Annotated in this window: 18 protein-coding genes; 7 read left to right on the top strand and 11 right to left on the bottom strand. The window is 71.9% G+C overall.

Going from position 1 to position 20,190, the window contains the following annotated elements; all coding sequences use genetic code 11:
* Window positions 1-3: 3 nt before the first annotated feature.
* The 4 genes from ACZ6NZ_RS03695 to ACZ6NZ_RS03710 form a co-directional block, all read right to left on the bottom strand.
* Window positions 4-858 carry a hypothetical protein gene (locus ACZ6NZ_RS03695; RefSeq protein ID WP_465855420.1) on the bottom strand — a complete coding sequence of 285 codons (855 nt, stop codon included), beginning with the start codon at window positions 856-858 and terminating at the stop codon, window positions 4-6.
* A gap of 69 nt (window positions 859-927) precedes the next feature.
* Window positions 928-1,299 (bottom strand): hypothetical protein, encoded by a 372-nt coding sequence (locus tag ACZ6NZ_RS03700; protein ID WP_465855422.1) that lies wholly within the window; start codon window positions 1,297-1,299, stop codon window positions 928-930.
* Between the two features lie 128 nt (window positions 1,300-1,427).
* Window positions 1,428-4,019, bottom strand: a complete 2,592-nt coding sequence (gene clpB, locus ACZ6NZ_RS03705; protein WP_465855424.1) for an ATP-dependent chaperone ClpB — start codon at window positions 4,017-4,019, stop codon at window positions 1,428-1,430.
* An 85-nt stretch (window positions 4,020-4,104) separates the two neighbouring features.
* Window positions 4,105-4,749: a TetR/AcrR family transcriptional regulator gene (locus tag ACZ6NZ_RS03710; protein ID WP_465855426.1), complete on the bottom strand. Its 645-nt coding sequence runs from the start codon at window positions 4,747-4,749 to the stop codon at window positions 4,105-4,107.
* 85 nt (window positions 4,750-4,834) lie between these two features.
* On the opposite strand from ACZ6NZ_RS03710, the gene ACZ6NZ_RS03715 reads away from it, so the two are divergent.
* The 4 genes from ACZ6NZ_RS03715 to ACZ6NZ_RS03730 all read left to right on the top strand — a co-directional run bounded on the left by ACZ6NZ_RS03715 (window position 4,835) and on the right by ACZ6NZ_RS03730 (window position 8,397).
* Window positions 4,835-5,971, top strand: a complete 1,137-nt coding sequence (locus ACZ6NZ_RS03715; RefSeq protein ID WP_465855428.1) for an epoxide hydrolase family protein — start codon at window positions 4,835-4,837, stop codon at window positions 5,969-5,971.
* A gap of 98 nt (window positions 5,972-6,069) precedes the next feature.
* Window positions 6,070-6,570, top strand: coding sequence for a cation:proton antiporter regulatory subunit (locus ACZ6NZ_RS03720; RefSeq protein WP_354943754.1), 501 nt, complete (start codon window positions 6,070-6,072; stop codon window positions 6,568-6,570).
* Between the two features lie 5 nt (window positions 6,571-6,575).
* Window positions 6,576-7,790, top strand: coding sequence for a cation:proton antiporter (locus ACZ6NZ_RS03725; RefSeq protein WP_366606122.1), 1,215 nt, complete (start codon window positions 6,576-6,578; stop codon window positions 7,788-7,790).
* A gap of 175 nt (window positions 7,791-7,965) precedes the next feature.
* On the top strand, window positions 7,966-8,397 hold the full coding sequence (locus tag ACZ6NZ_RS03730; RefSeq protein ID WP_465855431.1) for a hypothetical protein: 432 nt from the start codon (window positions 7,966-7,968) through the stop codon (window positions 8,395-8,397).
* A 376-nt stretch (window positions 8,398-8,773) separates the two neighbouring features.
* Here ACZ6NZ_RS03730 and ACZ6NZ_RS03735 read toward each other — a convergent pair whose 3' ends face one another.
* The 5 genes from ACZ6NZ_RS03735 to dnaK form a co-directional block, all read right to left on the bottom strand.
* Window positions 8,774-8,968, bottom strand: a complete 195-nt coding sequence (locus ACZ6NZ_RS03735; protein WP_465855433.1) for a hypothetical protein — start codon at window positions 8,966-8,968, stop codon at window positions 8,774-8,776.
* A 136-nt stretch (window positions 8,969-9,104) separates the two neighbouring features.
* Complete coding sequence (locus ACZ6NZ_RS03740) at window positions 9,105-9,545, bottom strand: heat shock protein transcriptional repressor HspR (RefSeq protein ID WP_030332087.1); 441 nt, start codon at window positions 9,543-9,545, stop codon at window positions 9,105-9,107.
* A gap of 30 nt (window positions 9,546-9,575) precedes the next feature.
* On the bottom strand, window positions 9,576-10,760 hold the full coding sequence (dnaJ, locus tag ACZ6NZ_RS03745; protein WP_366606128.1) for a molecular chaperone DnaJ: 1,185 nt from the start codon (window positions 10,758-10,760) through the stop codon (window positions 9,576-9,578).
* An 85-nt stretch (window positions 10,761-10,845) separates the two neighbouring features.
* Window positions 10,846-11,601: a nucleotide exchange factor GrpE gene (gene grpE / locus ACZ6NZ_RS03750; RefSeq protein ID WP_366609871.1), complete on the bottom strand. Its 756-nt coding sequence runs from the start codon at window positions 11,599-11,601 to the stop codon at window positions 10,846-10,848.
* A gap of 48 nt (window positions 11,602-11,649) precedes the next feature.
* A complete protein-coding gene (gene dnaK / locus ACZ6NZ_RS03755) occupies window positions 11,650-13,518 on the bottom strand; it encodes a molecular chaperone DnaK (RefSeq protein WP_366609872.1) in 1,869 nt (622 codons plus the stop codon).
* Window positions 13,519-13,738: 220 nt separating this feature from the next.
* Between dnaK and ACZ6NZ_RS03760 the strand changes: the two genes are divergently transcribed.
* Genes ACZ6NZ_RS03760 through ACZ6NZ_RS03770 form a run of 3 tightly spaced genes read left to right on the top strand, consistent with a single transcriptional unit; the run spans window position 13,739 to window position 18,522 of the window.
* A complete protein-coding gene (locus tag ACZ6NZ_RS03760) occupies window positions 13,739-15,559 on the top strand; it encodes an ABC transporter (RefSeq protein WP_465855437.1) in 1,821 nt (606 codons plus the stop codon).
* Window positions 15,556-17,241 carry a GTPase gene (locus tag ACZ6NZ_RS03765; RefSeq protein WP_465855439.1) on the top strand — a complete coding sequence of 562 codons (1,686 nt, stop codon included), beginning with the start codon at window positions 15,556-15,558 and terminating at the stop codon, window positions 17,239-17,241. The genes ACZ6NZ_RS03760 and ACZ6NZ_RS03765 overlap by 4 nt, the downstream gene beginning before the upstream one ends.
* A gap of 57 nt (window positions 17,242-17,298) precedes the next feature.
* On the top strand, window positions 17,299-18,522 hold the full coding sequence (locus ACZ6NZ_RS03770) for a hypothetical protein (RefSeq protein ID WP_465855440.1): 1,224 nt from the start codon (window positions 17,299-17,301) through the stop codon (window positions 18,520-18,522).
* Between the two features lie 21 nt (window positions 18,523-18,543).
* Here the strand turns inward: ACZ6NZ_RS03770 and ACZ6NZ_RS03775 are convergent, their stop codons facing one another.
* Entirely contained in the window at window positions 18,544-19,167 is a 624-nt protein-coding gene (locus ACZ6NZ_RS03775) for a phosphatase PAP2 family protein (RefSeq protein ID WP_465855441.1), read from the bottom strand.
* Window positions 19,168-19,232: 65 nt separating this feature from the next.
* A complete protein-coding gene (locus ACZ6NZ_RS03780) occupies window positions 19,233-20,150 on the bottom strand; it encodes a hypothetical protein (RefSeq protein WP_465855443.1) in 918 nt (305 codons plus the stop codon).
* Between the last annotated feature and the right edge of the window lie 40 nt (window positions 20,151-20,190).

Here is a 20,190-nt window from a genome sequence, read left to right on the forward strand (position 1 = left end):
CAACTAGCGGGTGTCCTCGGGTGCGTCCTCCGGAGGCGGCACCGGCGGTCCGGTCGGCCCTGGTGGGGCGGCCGGCGCTCCCGGCGTCAGGTGCGCGGCCGGGTCGGGGCAGATCAGGTAGCCGGGTGGGAGCGGCTGGTTCGGCGGCAGGAAGCCCGGCACCGGTGGGGCTGTCGGATATCCGTAACCGGTCGGGGCGTAGGTGAGGGCGGGCATCACCCACGCCGGGCCGGGCAGCGCCTCGTTCGCGGTACGCGGCACGAACCAGCGGCTCGCCGGCGGCAGCGCCAGGAGCAGGGCCACGGCTGCGGAGAGGACCAGAACGGTGAGCACACCCAACCCTGCCGCGGGGACGAGCAGGTCCTCCCAGGGGTCGGTGCCGGCGTACAGCGTGTCGAAGAACGTCGAGCTCTCCCACTCTTCGTCCCAGTCCGGTGGCGGCTCGTCGCCGATCTCCGGCATGGTCAGCAGCGGCACGAGGAACCCTCCGGAGCAGCACTGCCCGAAGCAGACCAGCAACTGCGCTCCGCTGGCCACGAAGACCAGGATCCGCGCGACGTTGGCACCTCGCCGGACCGGGACGGCGGTGGCCGCCAGCCAGACCGCGAGCAACACCGCCGGCACGCCGAGGATCAGTGTCATCGCGACGTTGCCCTGCCGCTCGCCGGCCACCTCGTCCGGGTCGGCGTCCGGCACCAGTCGTACCGCGCGGTCGATCTGGCCATCGAAGCGCACCGCCTCGGCCACCGCGAGCGCGGCCAGGCCGAGCAGCACCAGCACCACCGTCAGTTGCAGCCAGAAGGCGATGGTCACGGTGGCCGGGCGGGGCGGACGCGGCACGGTGGCGGGCGGGCTCATGGCTGGCAACGTACGGTGCGTCGCCAGCGACCGGCAGAACCGATCGGGCAGCACCGACCGGCGAATGGATCATGCTGCGGCGAGCCGCCGACTGGCGTAGGCGCCAAGGGTTTCCCGGTCCATCACGCAGCCGACGAACGTGGTCAACTCGCTCGGATCGTCCCGCAGCGACGTCCACGTCGCTCGGGCCTTCTCCGGGTCGACCCGCTCCAGCAGCGTGGCCGCGTACGCCCGGCCGGCGGGTGTGCCGTCGGCCAGCACCCGGTCGAGCTGGCGGCGTACCTCATCGGGGTGGTCGCCGAGGGCGGCCTCGACCCGGTGGTACGCCTCGGTCACCGGCAACAGCGTGCCCGCGATCCCCACCCCACCAAAGGCGAGCGTGTCAGCGGCCACCAACTCGTCCACGGCGGCGCCCAATTCGCGCTCCCAAGCCTTCCGCATCCCAAACATGCCTCCACCCTTTCCCCGTCCGGGCCCACTCCACCCCCGCCCCACCCTGTTGATCAAGAGGTTTGCGTCAGGAGCGGACGCGAACCTGACGCGAACCTCTTGATCACCGCGTCGGGGGGTCAGGCGGGGGATACGGAGAGGGTGTTGGTTTCGGTGGAGCGGTCCACCTTCACCGTTTCTCCGTCTCGGATCGATCCGGAGAGCAGGGCCCTGGCGAGTTGGTCTCCGATCGCGCTCTGAACCAGGCGACGGAGCGGTCGCGCACCGTAGATCGGGTCGTAGCCGTGCTCGGCCAGCCAGTCCCGGGCGGCATCGGTGATCTCCAGACCCAGCCGACGATCGGCCAGCCGCCGCCGCATCCGGTGCAGCTGGATGTCGACGATGGAGCGCAGGTCGTCCCCCCGCAGCGAGGCGAAGACCACCATGTCGTCCAGCCGGTTGAGGAACTCCGGCTTGAAGTGCGAGCGGACCACGGCCAGCACGCCCTCGCGGCGCTGCTCGTCGGCGAGCGTCAGGTCGCTGATCACCGACGACCCGAGGTTGGACGTGAGGATCAGGATCGCGTTCCGGAAGTCCACGGTGCGGCCCTGGCCGTCGGTGAGCCGGCCGTCGTCGAGCACCTGGAGCAGCACGTCGAAGACGTCCGGGTGAGCCTTCTCCACCTCGTCCAGCAGCACCACGGAGTACGGCCGCCGGCGCACCGCCTCGGTGAGCTGACCACCCTCGTTGTAACCGACGTAGCCGGGCGGGGCACCGACCAGGCGGGCGACCGAATGCTTCTCGCCGTACTCGCTCATGTCGATGCGGACCATGGCCCGCTCGTCGTCGAAGAGGAACTCGGCGAGGGCCTTGGCCAGCTCGGTCTTGCCGACGCCGGTGGGGCCGAGGAAGAGGAAGCTGCCGGTCGGGCGGTCCGGGTCGGCGATACCGGCGCGGGCACGGCGTACCGCGTCGGAGACCGCGCCGACCGCCTCGGTCTGGCCGACCACCCGGTCGCCCAGCGACTCCTCCATCCGCAGCAGCTTGGCCGTCTCACCCTCGAGCAGCCGGCCGGCGGGGATGCCGGTCCAGGAGGCGACCACGGCGGCGATGTCGTCCGCGCCGACCTCCTCCTTCAGCATCGCGCCGTCGGCCTGGAGCTGCGCCAGCTCCTCCTCGGCCTGCTTCAGCTCGACCTTCAGGGCGGGAATCCGGCCGTAACGCAGCTCGGCGGCGCGTTCCAGCTCGCCGTCGCGCTCGGCCCGCTCGGCCTCACCGCCGAGACGTTCCAGCTCCTCCTTCGCGGTGGAGAGCTTGGTGATGTGGCTCTTCTCCGTCTGCCAGCGCTCGGAGAGCACAGTGAGCTGCTCACGCTTGTCGGCCAACTCCTTGCGGAGCCGCTCCAACCGCTCGGCCGAGGCGGCGTCCGGCTCCTTGGCCAGGGCCATCTCCTCGATCTCCAACCGCCGGACGGCCCGCTCGATCTCGTCCACCTCGACCGGACGCGAGTCGATCTCCATCCGGAGCCGGGACGCGGACTCGTCGACCAGGTCGATCGCCTTGTCCGGCAGGAACCGGTCGGTGATGTACCGGTCGGACAGCGTCGCGGCGGCCACCAGCGCGGCGTCGGTGATCCGTACGCCGTGGTGCACCTCGTAGCGCTCCTTGAGCCCACGCAGGATGCCGATGGTGTCCTCGATGGTCGGCTCACCGACCAGCACCGGCTGGAAACGGCGCTCCAGCGCCGGGTCCTTCTCGATGTGCTCGCGGTACTCGTCGAGCGTGGTGGCGCCCACCATCCGCAGCTCACCACGGGCCAGCATCGGCTTGAGCATGTTGCCGGCGTCCATCGAGCCCTCGCCCTTGCCCGCGCCGACGACGGTGTGCAGCTCGTCGAGGAACGTGATGACCTGCCCGTTGGAGTTCTTGATCTCCTCCAGGACGGACTTCAGTCGCTCCTCGAACTGGCCGCGGTACTGCGCGCCGGCGACCATCGCGCCGAGGTCCAGCGAGATCAGTTTCTTGTCGCGGAGTGATTCGGGCACGTCGCCGGTGACGATCCGCTGGGCCAGGCCCTCGACGATCGCGGTCTTGCCGACGCCGGGCTCGCCGATCAGCACCGGGTTGTTCTTGGTACGCCGGGAGAGCACCTGGATGACCCGGCGGATCTCGGAGTCCCGGCCGATGACCGGGTCGATCTTGCCATCGCGGGCGCTGGCGGTGAGGTCGACGCCGTACTTGGTCAGGGCCTGGTAGGTCTGCTCCGGGTCGGCGGTGGTGACCCGACGGTCCCCACCGCGCACGGTCGGGAAGGCTGCGACCAGGGCTTCCTCGGTGGCACCGACGGTCTTCAGCGCGCCGGACACCGCCCCGCCCACCCGGGCCAGGCCGGCCAGCAGGTGCTCGGTGGAGGTGTACTCGTCGCCCAGCGGCCGGGCGATCTGCTCGGCGGCGCCGATGGCGTTGACGAACTCCCGAGCCAACGTCGGCTCGGCGATGCTGGAGCCGCGGGCGGCCGGCAGGTTGTCGACCGCGCGCTGGGCGGCCTGGCGCAGCTCGGTCGGGTCGGCCCCGACGGCGCGCAGCAGACCGGTGGCGGTCGAGCCGTCGGTGTCCAGGAGTGACAGCAGCAGGTGCCAGGGCTCGACAGTGGCGTGACCACGCTGGTTGGCCAGCGCGACAGCGCCCGTGATGGTTTCGCGGCTCTTGGTGGTGAGTCTTTCGGTGTTCATGGGCTCCCCCGGATCGGCGTTGTCCACTGGGTTGGACACAACCAGAGTTGAGCGTATTCCGCTCAACCTTAGCGCGTGACGCCCATCACTCCCGGCGTCGCCACCGCCAGTCGAACTCGCCGGCCGCCGGAGCCGGGCCGGGCAGCGGGCCAGCGTCCGGCGCCGACGACAGGCCCGCCACCAGGACCGCGAGCTGGCGACGGCGCAGCTGACGGGTCCGCTCCGGATCGGGTACGCGGACCGCCGCGCACGCCTCCAACAACAACCCCAGATCGTGGACGACCGCATCGGGGCGCAGCCGCCCGCTCGCGCGGGCCCGGTCCACGAGCGCGGTGGCCAACTCGCCGGCACGCACCGCGTCCCGACCCATCTCCTCGGTCGGGGTGAAGGTGCCGGCCAGGTGGACGGTGAGCGAGTGCACGTCGGCGTCGACCACCCGGGCCAGGAAACCGGTGAACGCGGCCCAGTCGTCCGGCTCGGCGAGGGCGGTCTCGGCCTCCGCGACGTACCGACGCAGCCCGTCGTGGCAGAGCTGGCGCAGCAGGTCCTCCTTGCCCGCGTACCGCCGGTAGAGGGCGCTGATGCCAACGCCGGCGCGCTCGGCGACGGCGGCGATCGGGGCCTTCGGGTCGTCGAGGAAGACGGCGCGGGCGGCTTCGAGGATGACCTCGTCGTTGCGGGCGGCCTGGGCGCGGCGACCGCCGAGGGTCTTGCCGGACGTCGGTGACATGCGTTCAGACTAACAGTGGAACGGATCGTTCCGATCTGCTATCGTGATTGCAGAACGAAACATTCCGTTCCGAAGGAGTTCCGGCATGAGTGACACCGCTGTCCACCCGTTCCGCGTTGATATCCCGCAGGCCGCCCTCGACGACCTGGCCGCCCGGCTGGACCGCACCCGCTGGCCCGTCGAGCTGCCCGGAACGGGTGACTCGTACGGGATGAGCAACGACCGGGTGCGCGCCCTCGTCGACAGGTGGCGGGGCGGGTTCGACTGGCGCGCCGTCGAGGCCCGCCTGAACGCCCACCCCCAGTTCGTCACCGAGATCGACGGCGAGCGGATCCACTTTCTGCACGTCCGGTCGTCCCGGCCGGACGCCACCGCGCTGGTGCTCACCCACGGCTGGCCCGGCTCGGTGCTGGAATACCTCGACGTGATCGCCCCGCTCACCGAGCCGAGCGACCCGGACGCGCCTGCCTTCCACGTGGTCGTCCCGTCGCTGCCCGGCTTCGGCTTCTCCGGCCCGACCCGCAGCGCCGGCTGGAACCGGTTGCGCATCGCCCGCGCCTGGGCCGAGCTGATGAACCGCCTGGGGTACGACAGCTACGGCGCGGTCGGCAACGACGCCGGCTCGATGATCTCGCCGGAGTTGGGCCGGACCGACCGGGAGCACGTGCTCGGCGTCCACGTGACTCAGCTCTTCTCGTTCCCCTCCGGCGACCCGGCCGAGTTCGCCGGGCTCTCCGAGGCGGACCAGGCGGCGCTCGGGCACCTCCAGTGGTTCTACGAGAACAAGTTCTCCTTCAACCAGGTGCACAGTCAGCAGCCGCAGACCCTGGCGTTCGGACTGACCGACTCACCCGTGGGGCTGCTCGCCTGGAACGCCCAGCTCTTCGACGAGAGCCTGGACGCCGACTTCATCCTGGCCAACGTGGCGCTCTACTGGTTCACCGGGACGGCCGCCTCGGCGATGCGGCTCTACTGGGAGGACGCGCACGCCGGCGAGCCGCCGACCGAGCCGACCACCGCACCGACCGCGCTGGCCATGTTCCCCGGGGACTTCCAGTCCATCCGCGCCTTCGCCGAGCGGGACCACTCGAACATCGTCCGGTGGACGGCGTACGACGCCGACGTCGAGGGCCGGGGCGACGTCGGTGGCCACTACGCGGCCCACCAGGCCCCCGAGGTGCTGGTCGCCGACATCCGCGAGTTCTTCGCCAGCCTCCGCTGACCCGCCAGCGCTTGATCGACAAGCTGCGCAGGGCCTGGTCTGACGACCGGCGGCCGTCCAAGATCTGCGGATTGTTCATCAAGCGGTAGCCTTGGCTGGTGCGAGTACGTGTCGAGCAGACCGCCCTACCCGGGATCGGGGTACGTCACGATCTGGTGACGGAGTCCGGACGCCGCCTGGGCGTCGTCTCCCATCGCAATGGCCGCCGTGATCTCGTTCTCTACGATCCCGACGACCCTGATGCCTGCCAGGCGGACATTCCGCTCACCGACGACGAGGCCGAGGCTCTGGCTGACATCCTCGGCGCGTCGCTGATGCTCGGTCAGCTCTCCGGGCTCCGCGAGCAGGCCGCTGGTCTGCTCACCGAGCAGATCGCCATCACGGCCGGCTCCCCGTACGTCAACCGGAAGCTCGCCGACACCAAGGCGCGTACCCGCACCAGCGCCTCCATCGTGGCGGTGCTGCGCGAAGGCGAAGTGATCGTCTCGCCACTCCCCTCCTTCCGCTTCGCAGCCGGCGACGTGGTGGTCGTCGTCGGGACCCGCAGAGGTCTCGACGGTGTGTCCGCCATCCTCGCCGACAGTGACCCGGACGGCTGAGGCGGATGCACGATTTCACCACGCTGCTCATCGAAGTCGGTGCGCTGCTGTTGCTGCTTGGCCTCCTCGGCCGGCTGAGCCGACGCTTCGGCCTCTCGCCCATTCCCCTCTACCTGCTCGCCGGGCTCGCCTTCGGGCACGGCGGGCTACTGCCGCTCGCCGCCAGCGAGGAGTTCTTCGCGGTCGGCGCCGAGATCGGCGTCATCCTGCTGCTGGTGATGCTCGGCCTGGAGTACTCGGCCAACGAACTGGTCGGCAACCTTCGCTCGGCAGCCCCGGCCGGGCTGATCGACGGCGTGTTCAACGCGCTGCCCGGCGCGGCCTTCGCCCTGCTGCTCGGCTGGGACTGGGTCGCCGCCCTGGTGCTCGGCGGCATCACCTGGGTCTCCTCCTCCGGGGTGATCGCCAAGGTTCTCGCCGACCTGGGCCGGCTCGGTAACCGGGAAACCCCGGTGATCCTCTCGGTGCTGGTCATCGAGGACCTGGCGATGGCCCTGTACCTGCCGCTCGTCACTGCCGTACTCGCCGGCACCGGCCTGCTCGGCGGCGGGATCGCGCTCACCGTCGCGGTGGGCACTGTGCTGATCGTGCTGGTGGTCGCCATCCGGTACGGCCACCTGATCTCGTCCGCCCTGTCGGCGAAGGACCCGGAGGCGCTGCTGCTCGGCGTACTCGGTCTGACGTTGCTGATCGCGGGCATCGCCGCGTCGCTCCAGGTGTCGGCGGCGGTCGGCGCGTTCCTCGTCGGCATCGCGCTCTCCGGCCCGGTGGCGCACCACGCCACCGAGTTGCTCTCGCCCCTGCGGGATCTGTTCGCCGCGGTGTTCTTCGTCTTCTTCGGTCTGACCACCGATCCGCAGGACATTCCGCCGGTGCTGCTGCCGGCGCTCGCGCTGGCCGTGATCACCATGGCGACGAAGACGGCCACCGGTTACCTCGCCGCCCGTCGGGTCGGCATCGCCGAACCCGGTCGATGGCGGACCGGCCTGGCACTCGTACCCCGAGGTGAGTTCTCCATCGTCATCGCCGGTCTCGCGGTGGCCGCCGGGAGCGTCGAGCCGCGGTTGGCGGCGCTGGCCGCGACGTACGTCCTGATCACCGTGGTGACCGGGCCGATCCTGGCCCGGCTGCCGGACTTCCCATGGTTCAAGCGGTGGCTGCGCAACCGCGCGGCGGCTCAGCGGCGGGGGCCGGCCCCGGTCGTCGACTCACTGCACTGAGGTCCACCTGAACTCTGCTGCGTCGTCGATGTAACCGACCCACCCATGCCAACGGTTGCGGAATTGCTCCTCGCGGGTACTACCGCAGCACCCGACGGCGGGTTACCGTTTCGCCCCAGCAGCCAGGGTCCGCAGGCAGCGTTGCCAAACGCGGGCGAGAGCGGAAGGTCAGCCGGTGAGCGTGCAAGAGTCGACGTTCCGCGGCTTCGCCAACCCCGTCGATCCGACTCCGGCGGAGTTGCGAGCTTGGGCGTACAAGCCCGATTCAGTGCCGTTGGCGTCGATGCCACCGGACTGGGACCTGCTGGTCTCCGGCGACCGGCTGGTGTTGACGCTCTTCGAGTTAGCGATGGATCCGACCTGCCCGGCCCGGCGGTTCGCGCTGCACTGCCTCTACATCTACGCGGCCGACGGCATCCGGACGAACTTTCGGGCCCATCCCAAGCGCCGATTTCGCAAGCTTGTCGAACAGGCCGAGCGTGACGGCGACGAACTGATGAAGGTCTGGGCACACAACGGCCGGGTGCTGTTGGCCAGACCGGACCTCTTCGTCTACCGGGACTGGTGCGAAGGCGGCCTGGTCCGCGAGAACCGCCGCCTCGGCTGAACCGCCGGATTCGCTGACCATCGGCGGGAGCCAACTGCGACCATGCCCCTATGGAGCTGATGTCGTAAACGATTCATGCCCGCCACATGCGGGTCGCTCCGACCGCCGGCGCGGTCGGAGCAGAGCCACCGCGTGATGTCGTAGACGATTCAGCTCCAAAGGACCCGAGCGATCGCCGACCCCCTCGCCGCGGGCCGCACTCGACGACCACGAACGGGCCGGGACCCCCACCGCGGCATCACCGCGTCCCGGCCCGCACCGACAAACACGAACGCCCCGGGACCCCCACCGCGGCATCACCGCGTCCCGGCCCGCACCGACAAACACGTGCGGGCCGGGACCCCCCGTGGGTCCCGGCCCGCACGTTGGTTACCGGTCAGTCCTGCTCGCGTTCCGTTTTGGCTCGGTCCCGTTCGGCGGGGTGGTCGCCGTTTTCGGCGAACCGGCCCGCGATGACCCGGTCCCGGTAGGTTCCCTCGGTCACCTTGTCGAACTTCTTGCGGACGGTTTCGGCCAGGTTCTCCAACCGGTCCTCGGTCTGCTGGGCCATCTTCTTCGCCGGTTCCGCCATCGCTCTCCCTTGCCATGCCGGTAGGTCCGGATTAAGCCGATTGGACCCTTATCGACAGGCTAACCGAAGCGGCCCGGACCGCGCCGGGAATCCGGCGCGATCCGGGCCAACAAGACAGATCCGGGTGAGCGGCAGCTCAGCGATCGGGCGTACGGCGGGGGCGCCACACCACCAGGGCGGTGGACGTGCGGTTCGTCGGCACCAGATCCCGGCCCGGGAAGCGGGCCAGCGACTCCAGCTCCGCCACCCGGCGGTACGCGGCGTCCAGCTCCGCCTCCAGCCGGGCCACCCGCTGCTGCGCCTGCTCCAACAGCCGCTCCAGCCCGATGATCCGCTTGACGCCGGCCAGATTGATCCCGTCGTCCTGACTGAGCCGCTGCACCTCGCGCAACAACACGACGTCGCGGACGCTGTAGCGACGCCCGCCACCAGCGGCTCGGCCGGGCTGCACGAGCCCCAGTCGGTCGTACTGGCGCAGGGTCTGCGGATGCATTCCCGCCATCCGAGCCGCTACCGAGATCATCAACACCTTGGCCTCGTAGGCAGGGTCGCCCGAACCGAGGAACTCGCCCGACATCCCGCTCACCTCCGCGTCCGTTCCACCGGACTAACTGACTCGACGCACCCGAGCGTCGAGATGTTCCCGAGCCGCTGGCGGGGTCTGCTCAGCGAACGACTCCAGCGCCGAGCGCGCCTCGTCGGACAACCGGGCCGGCACCACCACGTCCAGCGTGACCAGCAGGTCACCGGCCTGCCCGTCGCGACGGACCACACCCTTGCCCCGGGCCCGCAGCACCCGACCGCTCGGCGTCCCCGGCGGCACCCGCAGGGTCACCGCCCCGTCGAGCGTGGGCACCCGCAGGTCCGTGCCGAGCACGGCCTCCGCGAAGGTGACCGGCACGGTCAACGTCAGGTCGTCCCCGGTACGCCCGAACAGCTCGTCCGGCCGAACCTTGACCTGTACGAAGAGGTCACCCGCCGGGCCACCGCGCTCGCCCGGCTCACCGCGCCCGGCCAGCCGGATGCGTTGACCGTCGGCCACACCGGCGGGGAAGCGGACGTTCATGGTGCGGGTCTTGGTGACACCGCCGCTGCCGTGGCACTCCGGGCACTTCTCCTCGACCACGGTGCCGACGCCCTGGCAGTTGCGGCACGGCTCGGAGAAGCTGAACGACCCCTGGTCGCGGGTGGTCACGCCGGCACCATGGCACACCGGGCAGGTACGCGGCTGGGTGCCGGGTTTCGCCCCGTTGCCGTGACAGGTGTCGCAGACTCCCGGCGCGCGCAACGTCAGGGGCAGCGTCACCCCGCGCACCGCGTCGCCGAAGTCCAGCGCCACCTCGGTCTCCACGTCCCGACCACGGGCCGGACCGCGTGGCGCGGCCTGCCCACCGGCCTGGCCTCCGCTGAAGATCGAGCTGAACAGGTCCTGGAAGCCGGCGCCACCGAAGCGACGGTCGCCGCCACCTCCGCCGCCACCGAACATGTCGGAGACGTCGAACGGCATGCCGCCCGGCTGACCCCCACCCCTGGCGTTGCGCCGGAAAGCGCCCGAGCCGAAGAGGGAACGCATCTCGTCGTACTCGCGACGGCGGCCGCTGTCCGACAACACGTTGTACGCCTCGGACGCAGCCTTGAATCGCTCCTCGGCCTTCGGGTCGCCCGGGTTGTGGTCCGGGTGGGACTCCCGGGCCACCTTGCGGTACGCCTTCTTGATGTCATCCGCGGAGGCGGCCTTGTCCACGCCGAGAACGGCGTAGAAGTCCTTCTCGATCCAGTCCTTCGAACTCACCGGTCCACCTCCTTCCGACCCTGGTGGCCCGGCCGTCCCGCCCACCGCTGGGCGGTGGGCGGGACGGCCTGCTCACTGTCTGGCACTATTCCGGATCCGCGACCGCGACCAGCGCGGGGCGCAGCAGCCGCTCACCGAGCTGGTAGCCGCGTCGCATGACCTGGACACAGGTCGGCTCGCTGACGTCGGCCGAGGTCTGGTGCGCGACCGCCTCGTGCCGGGTCGGATCGAACGAGTCGCCCTGCTCGCCGAAGGCGTTCAGGCCGAACTTGCCCAGCGCGGTGGTGAGCTGTTCCGCCACCGTGCCGAACGGCCCGACCAGGTCGCCGTGTTCCCGGGCCCGGTCCAGGTCGTCCAGGATCGGCAGCAGCGCGGCCAGCACCGAGCCGGTCGCCTGCTCCTGCACGAGGCTGCGGTCCCGGTCGACCCGCTTGCGGTAGTTGGCGTACTCCGCCGACACCCGCTGGAGATCCCTGGTCCGCTCGTCCAGCTCGGCCCGGAGCGCCTCCAACTCGGCGCCGAGCGAGGTGCCCGCGCGGCCACCGTCCACCGGCTGCGCCGGGGCGTCCACCACCGCCGGACCGGACGGCTCCGGCCCGTCGGTGGAGTTGACCTCGACCTCGATCTCATCGACCACGACCTCGGCGTCCTCGACCAGACCCTCGGCCGGCACGCCGGCCTCCGCGTCGGCGGCGGTTCCCTCCGGCTCGGCGGTGTCGACGAGCTTACGGTTGTTGCGGATGACGACCCGCTCCCCGTCGCCGGTCGGCTCCGTGGTCGCGGAGCCACCCGGCGTCGACCCGGTGTCGTCCGGGTCGGCGGCTCGTGGCTTCTGCGTCATGCGGCTACCTCATCCCCTTCGCGGTGGAAACGTGCCGGAGGCCGACGGTCACTTCTTGCCGTCCTCGTCCACGATTTCCGCGTCGACCACGTCGTCGGGGCCGCCGGCCTTCGGGCCGGTCGCGCCGGTCGCGCCGGTCGCGCCCGGACCCGGCTCGCCACCCGGCTGCTGACCCTGCTCGGCCTGCTGCGAGTAGAGCAGCGAGCCAGCCTGCTGAGAGACCTGAGCCAGCTTCTCGTGCGCCGACTTGATCTTCTCGATGTCCTGACCGCCGAGGGCGCCGCGCAGCTCGCCGAGCGCCTCGTTGAGCTGCTCGCGGTTCTCGGTGGGCAGCTTGTCGCCGCTCTCGGCGAGGAACTTCTCGGTCTGCCACTGGAGCGCCTCGGCCACGTTGCGGGTCTCGGCGTCGTCGCGGCGGCGCTTGTCCTCCTCCGCGTGCTCCTCGGCGTCCCGGCGCATCCGCTCGATGTCGTCCTTCGGCAGCGAGGAGCCGCCGGTGATCGTCATCTTCTGTTCCTTGCCGGTGCCCAGGTCCTTGGCGTGCACGTTGACGATGCCGTTGGCGTCGATGTCGAACGCGACCTCGATCTGCGGCACGCCGCGCGGCGCCGGCGGGAGGCCGGTCAGCTCGAAGGTGCCGAGCTTCTTGTTGTACGCCGCGATCTCCCGCTCACCCTGGAACACCTGGATCAGCACCGACGGCTGGTTGTCGTCGGCCGTGGTGAAGACCTCGGAACGCTTGGTCGGGATGGTGGTGTTGCGCTCGATCAGCTTGGTGAAGATGCCGCCCTTGGTCTCGATGCCCAGGCTCAGCGGGGTCACGTCGAGCAGCAGGACGTCCTTGACCTCACCCTTGAGCACGCCGGCCTGGAGGGCTGCGCCGACGGCGACCACCTCGTCCGGGTTGACGCCCTTGTTGGGGTCACGACCGGTGAGCTGCTTGACCAGGTCGGTCACAGCGGGCATCCGGGTCGAACCACCGACCAGGATGACGTGCTCGACGTCGGAGATCTTGATCCCGGCGTCCTTCACGGCCTGCTCGAACGGGCCCTTGCAGCGGTCCAGCAGGTCCTGCGTCATCCGCTGGAACTCGGCGCGGCTCAGCGTCACGTCAAGGTGCAGCGGGCCGGCCGCGCCGGCGGTGATGTACGGCAGGTTGATGTTGGTGGTGGTGGCGGCGGACAGCTCGATCTTGGCCTTCTCGGCCGCCTCGCGGAGCCGCTGGAGGGCCATCTTGTCCTGTGAGAGGTCGATGCCGTGCTCACCACGGAACGTCTTGACCAGGTGGTCGATGATCCGCTGGTCCCAGTCGTCGCCACCGAGCTGGTTGTCACCGCTCGTCGACTTGACCTCGACGACGCCCTCGGCCAGCTCCAGCAGCGAGACGTCGAAGGTGCCGCCACCGAGGTCGAAGACCAGGACGGTCTGCTCCTTGGAGCCCTTGTCCAGCCCGTACGCCAGGGCGGCCGCGGTCGGCTCGTTGACGATCCGCAGCACGTTGAAGCCGGCGATCTCACCGGCCTCCTTCGTCGCCTGGCGCTGGCTGTCGTTGAAGTAGGCCGGAACGGTGATCACCGCGTCGGTGATCTGCTCGCCCAGGTACGCCTCGGCGTCCCGCTTGAGCTTCATCAGCGTCCGGGCCGAGATCTCCTGCGGGGTGTACTTCTTGCCGTCGATGTCGACGGACCAGTTCGTGCCGACCTCGCGCTTGACCGACCGGATCGTCCGGTCCGGGTTGGTCACCGCTTGGCGCTTGGCGACCTCACCGACGAGCACCTCGCCGTTGCGGGCGAACGCGACGATCGAAGGAGTCGTCCGCGAACCCTCGGCGTTGGCGATGACGGTGGGCTCACCGCCCTCGAGAACGCTGACGCAGGAGTTCGTCGTGCCGAGGTCGATACCGACCGCACGTGCCATCTTCGCTTCCTCGCTTCGTAAGGTTGTGCAGGTGACGGGCATCGCCCGTGGGCTGCTGGCGAGCACCGCCCGCAGCGGGCCCCACCACAAGTTGAGTGAACTTGACTCAATAGTGCCACGCGTTGGCCAATCGTCAAGGTGACTTGAGTCAACCCGACGCAACCCAGCCGTTATTACCGTCCGGTTGTCTTCCCTTGCATCGGTCGGGCACGCTTTAGCGGTGACGACGCACGGCGATCCCGCCACCCGTTCCGGTGCGCCCGCCGTCGCAGCCCGCACCGACCCGCCGGCCGCCGCGGAGGAGCCCCCCGCCACCACCGGGGACGACAGCCTCCCCGGGGCACTGTCGGGCCTCCGGGAGGCGATCGGCGCGACCCGCTATCCCCTCGCGCTGCCCTCCGCCGGCTCCGCCCGGCACACCGCCACCGCACTCACCGACCAACTCGACGACTACCTGCTGCCCCGGCTCGCCCGGCTGGACGCCCCCCTGCTCGTGGTGGTCGGCGGCTCCACCGGCGCGGGTAAGTCGACCCTGGTCAACAGCCTGGTCAAGGCCCGGGTCAGCGCCGCCGGCGTGCTCCGGCCGACCACCCGCTCCCCGGTGCTGGTCTGCAACCCGTCCGACGCGGCCTGGTTTCGGCAGGGTGACCTCCTGCCCGGTCTAACCCGCACCACCGAGCCGAGCGACGACCCGCGCGCCCTGCACCTCGTCACCGCCCCGGCCCTGCCCGCCGGGCTGGCCTTCCTCGACGCGCCCGACATCGACTCGGTCGTCGACGCCAACCGGGCGCTCGCCACCCAACTGCTGGCCGCCGCCGACCTGTGGCTCTTCGTCACCACCGCCGCCCGGTACGCGGACGCGGTGCCCTGGGAGCTGCTGCGCAGCGCCCGGGCGCGCGGCGCCGTGATCGCCATGGTGCTGGACCGGGTGCCCGCCGAGGCCACCGACGAGATCGCCGCGCACCTGACCGAGATGCTCGCCGAGCAGGATCTCGGCCGGGCACCACTGTTCGTGCTGCCCGAGACCTGGACCGACGGTCAGGGGCTGCTGCCCGAGGGAGTCACCGCCCCCCTCGCCGACTGGTTCGCCCGGTTGGCCGCCGACGCGGACGCGCGGGCCGCGGTGGTCCGCCAGACCCTCGACGGGGCGCTGGCCGCGCTCCACCCCACCGTGGAGGCTCTGGCCGACGCCGCCGACGAGCAGCTCGCCGCCGCCGACGGGCTGGACGAACGGGTCCGGGCCGCCTACCGGGGTGCCGAGCGCACCGTCGAGCAGGGACTCCAGGACGGCCGACTGCTCCGGGGTGAGGTGCTCGCCCGCTGGCAGGAGTTCGTCGGCACCGGCGAGCTGTTCCGCACGCTGGAGGCACGGATCGGCCGCCTGCGGGACCGGGTCGTGGCCGCCGTCACCGGTCGGCCGGCGCCCGCCGTCGAGCTGCGCAACGCCATCGAGTCCCAACTGGTGACGCTGCTGCGCGGGGTGGCCTCGGAGGCCGCCGAGTCCGCGTACACCGGGTGGAAGGCACACCCGGCCGGTGCCGGGCTGCTCGATGCGGCGCTCGCCCACCCGAGCGACGACCTACCCGAACGCGCCGAGCGCATGGTCCGGGACTGGCAGCGCGGAGTGCTGGAACTCGTCCGGGTGGAGGGCGGTGACAAGCGGTTCGTGGCCCGCACCGCCGCGTACGCGGTGAACGCCACCGGGCTGGCCGTGATGATCGCCGTCTTCGCCTCCACCGCGTTCATCCCGACCGGGCTGGAGCTGGCCACCGGTGCCGGCACCACTGTCGCCGCCCAGGCCGTCCTCCAGGCGATCTTCGGGGACCAGGCGGTGCGTACCCTCGCCGCAAAGGCCCGTACCGATTTGCTGGCCCGGGTGCGGACGCTGCTCGACGCGGAGGCCGACCGTTTCCTCAGCCGCACCGCCGACGCCCGCCCCGCCGCGGACGCCGGCGACGACCTGCGCCGGGCCGCCGGTCGGGTCGAGCTGGCCCGGCACCGCAGCGGCCTGTCCGCCGCCGACGAGGAGGGCTCCCGGTGAGCAACATCGCCGGCCGGGTACGCGAGGTGTTCCGCGGGGACCAGCGGGTCGACGCCGACGCCCTGATCGCCCGCCTGGACGCGGTACGCCGGTTCCTGACCGCTGTGGACGGTCTGCTGCCGGACGCCGACCTGGTGCCCGCGCACACCCTGGTCGAACGGGCCGGCACCCGGCTCGCGCTGTCCCGGGACCACACCGTGGTCGCCCTGGCCGGTGCCACGGGCAGCGGCAAGTCCAGCCTCTTCAACGCGTTGGCCCAACTGGAACTCTCGCCGGTCGGGGTGCGCCGGCCGACCACCGGCGTCACCCACGCCTGCGTGTGGGGACCACTGGAGGGCGCCAACCACCTGCTCGACTGGATCGGCGTACTGCCCCGACACCGCTTCGTCCGGGAGAGCGCCCTGGACGCGGACGACGAGACGGCCCTGCACGGGCTGATCCTGCTCGACCTGCCCGACTTCGACTCGGTGCAGCGATCGCACCGGCTCGAGGTGGACCGACTCCTCGGCCTGGTCGACCAGGTGGTCTGGGTGGTCGACCCGCAGAAGTACGCCGACCGGGTCATCCACGACAGCTATTTGCGCGAGTTCCACCGGCACCGCGAGGTCACCCTGGTCGTGCTCAACCAGGCCGACCGGCTACCCCCGGCCGAGGTGCCCCGCGTCCTGGACGACCTGCGTCGGCTGCTCGACACGGACGGGCTGACCGGGGTGCCTCTGCTGGCCACCACCGCCATCGATCCGGCCGGAATGGTCGGACTGCGCAACGCGCTGGAGCGCACGGTCGCCGAGCGGCAGGCCGCGTTGCGGCGACTCGCGGGTGACGTGGACACGGTCGTCGCCGGCCTGGACGAGCTGGTCGGTTCAGCGCGGCCGGCGGGCGGGCCGGACGACGCCGCCGTCAACGGGCTGAACCGGGCGCTGGCCGGGGCGGCCGGGGTGCCGGCGGTGACCGAGGCCGTGGAACGGGCGTACCGGCATCGGGCCGGCGCGGCAACGGGCTGGCCCGTGGTTCGGGGCTGGCGGCGGTTGCGACCCGACCCGCTGCGTCGGCTGCACCTGCCCGGCCCGACCGCTGACCAGGCCGACCCGGCGGAGAGCCTGGTGGCGGCCACCTCGGTACCGGACCCGACCGCCGCCCAGCGTTCGGCGCTCGGCCTCGCCATCCGCGCGGTGGCCGACCGGGCCGCCGGCGACCTGCCCGCGGCCTGGCCCGGCGCGGTGACCTCCGCCGCCCGGTCCCGCCTCGGCGACCTGCCGGACGCCCTGGATCGCACGATCGCCGGCACCGACCTCGGCCTGGACCGTCGCCCGGTGTGGTGGCGGCTCGTCGGTGGTGTGCAGTGGTTGGTCACCCTCGCCGCCGTCGTCGGGCTGGGCTGGCTGGTGCTCGGCTACGCGCTGCGGGCGCTCGGCCTGCCCGCGCTGGACAACCCGATGGTCGGCCAGGTGCCGCTGCCCACCGTCCTGCTGCTCGGCGGCCTGCTGGCCGGGCTGCTGGTGGCGGCGCTGACCCGACCGGTGGTGCGCTGGGCCGCCCGGCGCGCCCGGGCTCGCGCCGACCAGCGGCTGACGGCACGGGTCGCCCAGGTGGGCGACGAGTACGTGCTGACACCGGTACGAACCGTGCTCGGCTCGTACGCCGAGGCCCGCGACGCGCTGCGGGATGCCGCACGCCGCTGACGCTCCGCAGGGCTCGCTACCGCTCTGCGTACGCCCCGGGCGGCGTAGGGTCGGAGCATGGCCACGCCTCAGACCCCCTACGACGCGGTGCTGCACGCCGCACGCGACGTGACCAAGCTGGAGTCCGCCCTCGACGCCGAGATGCTCGGCAGCGCTTTGCTGGGCAGTGTCTACGCGATCGCGGAGACCGACCGCGACGCCGCCGTACGGGAGTTCGTCACCGGCTTCCTCGCCGCCACCGCCCGCCGCAGGGTCGCGGCGGCGACCACCATCCGGCAGGTCTTCGCGACCCTCGTTCCGACCGCCGAGGGCGCCGATCGGGTGCGCCCGGGCAGCCAGGCACCCACCTGGACGTCCCAGCTCGGCCGGGTGCACCTCACCGGCACCTGGGCGTACGGCGACGTGTACGGCGACCAGACCTCGTACCTCGCGACCTTCGCCTACGACGACGAGGCCGGCGGCTCGGAGCACGCGCTGGTGGCCCTGGTGGACCACAACATCGGGATCACCAAGGACATCTTCGTGGGCGGGCCGGGCGAACGGATCCTGGACCAGGTCCGGCAGATGTGCGCCGACGACGAGCTGACCTGGTTCCGTACCGAAGATCCAGCCCGGTTCCGGGGCGAGGTGGCTCGCCATCTGGCGGTCACCGACGACCTGGGCGAGTTGCCCGGCGAGGGGTCGCTCGCCACCGACCGGGCGTTGGTCGGTGCCCGGCTGGCGATGCTGCCCACCGCGGCCGACCCGACCGGCCCGGCGGAGGTCGAGCCGCTCTCCGCGGCCGAGCGCACCGACCTGGTCCGGCGGTTCCTCGCCGCGCCGGAGGCCGCCCGCTTCGGGCTGGACACCGTCGACGGCCCGGAGCTGGCCTCCCTGCACTTCTGCCTGAGCCTGCTGCTGGACCACTCGGCGAGCTTCCCGGACACCGATCCGATGCGCTGGAGTCCCGCCGTGTCGGGGCTCTTCCTGCTGGACTGGGTGCACCGCCGGGCTGTGCTGGACATGGACGACGCGGCGATGCTCCCCCGGGTGCTGCGGGCCTGGGCGCGGTACGCGTCGCGCCAGCGCGGGCTGCCCGAGGCGGCGACGACGCGCACCGACGAGGCGATCGAGGAGATGGTGCCGGAGTTCGCCCGCCTCTACTCGACCGGTGAGCGGCGCAGCGCGGCCACCGCCGCCGTGGCGCAGCTGATGGCCGACGGGGTGGACCCGGACGACCCGGCCGCGCTGGACGCGTGGATCGAGGCGAACCGCCACCGTCTCGCCGACGACGGAGCCTGACGGCGTCAGAGGGTGAGCGCCCTAGCGCAGCGGGCCGAAGATCACCGCGGCGATCAGGGCGCCGAGCGCACCGCCGGTCAGCACCTGTGCCAGCGTGTGGTCTTTCAGCCGTACCCGGGACCAGCCGACCACCGCCAGCAGCGGTGCGGCGACGACCAGCCGGGTCCCGAACGTCAGCATCAGGATGACCAGCGTGCCGGCGGCCACCGCCGAGTGGATCGACATCTTCCACCAGTGGCTGACCGACACGGCGACGATTAGGCCGACGAGGCCGGACACCGCCAGTGCCAGCAACGGGCGGGGCGCGCCGAGCACGGCCAGCAGGGCGAGCCCCGCCGCGACCGAACCGAGGCCGACCAGCAGCGGGGCTCGGCGCTGCTCCCGGCGGCCGACGTGGTGGTCGGTGAGCCGGCCTCGGCGTACCCCGCCGAGGATGTAGGCGAACGGAATGCCGGTGACGAAGAGAGTGGCGAGCAGACCCCAGACGAGGCCCTGACCGGGGCGGCTGGCGCTGCGCCAGCTCACCGTGATGATCAGCAGCGACACGAGGACCGCCGGGGCGGTCACCTCGGTGACCAGCCGGGCGATCCGCAGCCCCGGGCCGGGCCGGGTGGTGACCGGGCGGGGTTCCGCACCGCCGCCCACGTCACCCCCTCCGGTACGCGCCTACCGCCGAGCGCCGCCGTCGTCGGACGGGCCGCGCCTGATCGTCACCGTACCGTCGGCGGGACCGCGGGGTACGTCGGTCCGGCTGGTGGCGCCGGGCTCACGCTGGGCGTCGGTGCGACGGCCGACGGGATCACCGGGCCGGGCCGGTGGGACGGAACCGCGGGCGGCGTGGGTGTGGGGGCGGGGACGGACCGGGTGCTGGTCGGCACGGCGGTGGCTGTCGCGTCGTCGGTCGGCGTGGGCGTCGGGTCCACCGTGAGGGTCGGGGTCGGGTCGGGATCGGCCGAGCTGGAAGGGCCCGGCGAGTCGGTCGGGTCCGCCGAGTCGGTCGGGTCCGGGTCGGTCGGGTCCGGGTCCGGCGAATCGGGCGGGTCGGTCGGGTCCGGTTCCGGGTCCGGCGAATCGGGCGGGTCGGTCGGGTCCGGCGGAACGGTCGGGTCCGGTGGGACGGTCGGGTCCGGGTCGGTCGGGGGTGGCGGAGCGACGGGCGGGGGTACCGGCGGCGGCGAAGTGCTCCGCGTGGGTCTCGGTGCCACCGGCGGGGCGGTCGTCCACCGGTCGGGCCCGGGATCGGCGGCGGCGGGCCCGCCCCGGGTGTGCGACGGCGCAGCCGGCAGCCAGCCGCTGGTCGGGCCGACGCTGGGTGTGCCGAGCGGAGGAAGCGCCGGTTGACTGGTCATCGGCATGGGGATCACCACCGGCCCGACGGACGGGGCCGGCAGGAACGGCGTGCTGTTGTCCGGTAGGGCGGTGCTGCCCGGGGTGGCCGAGCCCGCGCTGATCGCGGCGAGGATGGGCATCGACGCCGTGCCGGCCAGCAGCGCGACGGTGAGCAGGTAACCGCGGGAGGGGCCACCCGAGCCGGGGGCCCGGTGGACACCGACCACCCGGCGATAGCCGCCGGCCGACCGGTGCCGCCCAAGCGCTGGTGTGCCGGGTCCGTCGCCTGGCTCGTACACCGCACACCCCTAGTCGTCGGCCGTTGGAAGACATGAACGG

It is taken from the genome of Micromonospora sp. NPDC047756 (assembly GCF_055587245.1).

Excerpts from the sequence above, each read along its gene's own strand:
- ACZ6NZ_RS03740 (WP_030332087.1), bottom strand. The coding sequence starts at position 9,545 with ATGTCGGGCGAGTTCCTCGGTTCGGGCGACCCTGCCTACGAGGCCAAG.
- ACZ6NZ_RS03735 (WP_465855433.1), bottom strand. The coding sequence starts at position 8,968 with ATGGCGGAACCGGCGAAGAAGATGGCCCAGCAGACCGAGGACCGGTTG.
- ACZ6NZ_RS03710 (WP_465855426.1), bottom strand. The coding sequence starts at position 4,749 with ATGTCACCGACGTCCGGCAAGACCCTCGGCGGTCGCCGCGCCCAGGCC.
- ACZ6NZ_RS03770 (WP_465855440.1), top strand. The coding sequence starts at position 17,299 with ATGGCCACGCCTCAGACCCCCTACGACGCGGTGCTGCACGCCGCACGC.
- ACZ6NZ_RS03725 (WP_366606122.1), top strand. The coding sequence starts at position 6,576 with ATGCACGATTTCACCACGCTGCTCATCGAAGTCGGTGCGCTGCTGTTG.
- dnaK (WP_366609872.1), bottom strand. The coding sequence starts at position 13,518 with ATGGCACGTGCGGTCGGTATCGACCTCGGCACGACGAACTCCTGCGTC.
- ACZ6NZ_RS03700 (WP_465855422.1), bottom strand. The coding sequence starts at position 1,299 with ATGCGGAAGGCTTGGGAGCGCGAATTGGGCGCCGCCGTGGACGAGTTG.
- clpB (WP_465855424.1), bottom strand. The coding sequence starts at position 4,019 with ATGAACACCGAAAGACTCACCACCAAGAGCCGCGAAACCATCACGGGC.
- grpE (WP_366609871.1), bottom strand. The coding sequence starts at position 11,601 with ATGACGCAGAAGCCACGAGCCGCCGACCCGGACGACACCGGGTCGACG.
- ACZ6NZ_RS03715 (WP_465855428.1), top strand. The coding sequence starts at position 4,835 with ATGAGTGACACCGCTGTCCACCCGTTCCGCGTTGATATCCCGCAGGCC.
- ACZ6NZ_RS03695 (WP_465855420.1), bottom strand. The coding sequence starts at position 858 with ATGAGCCCGCCCGCCACCGTGCCGCGTCCGCCCCGCCCGGCCACCGTG.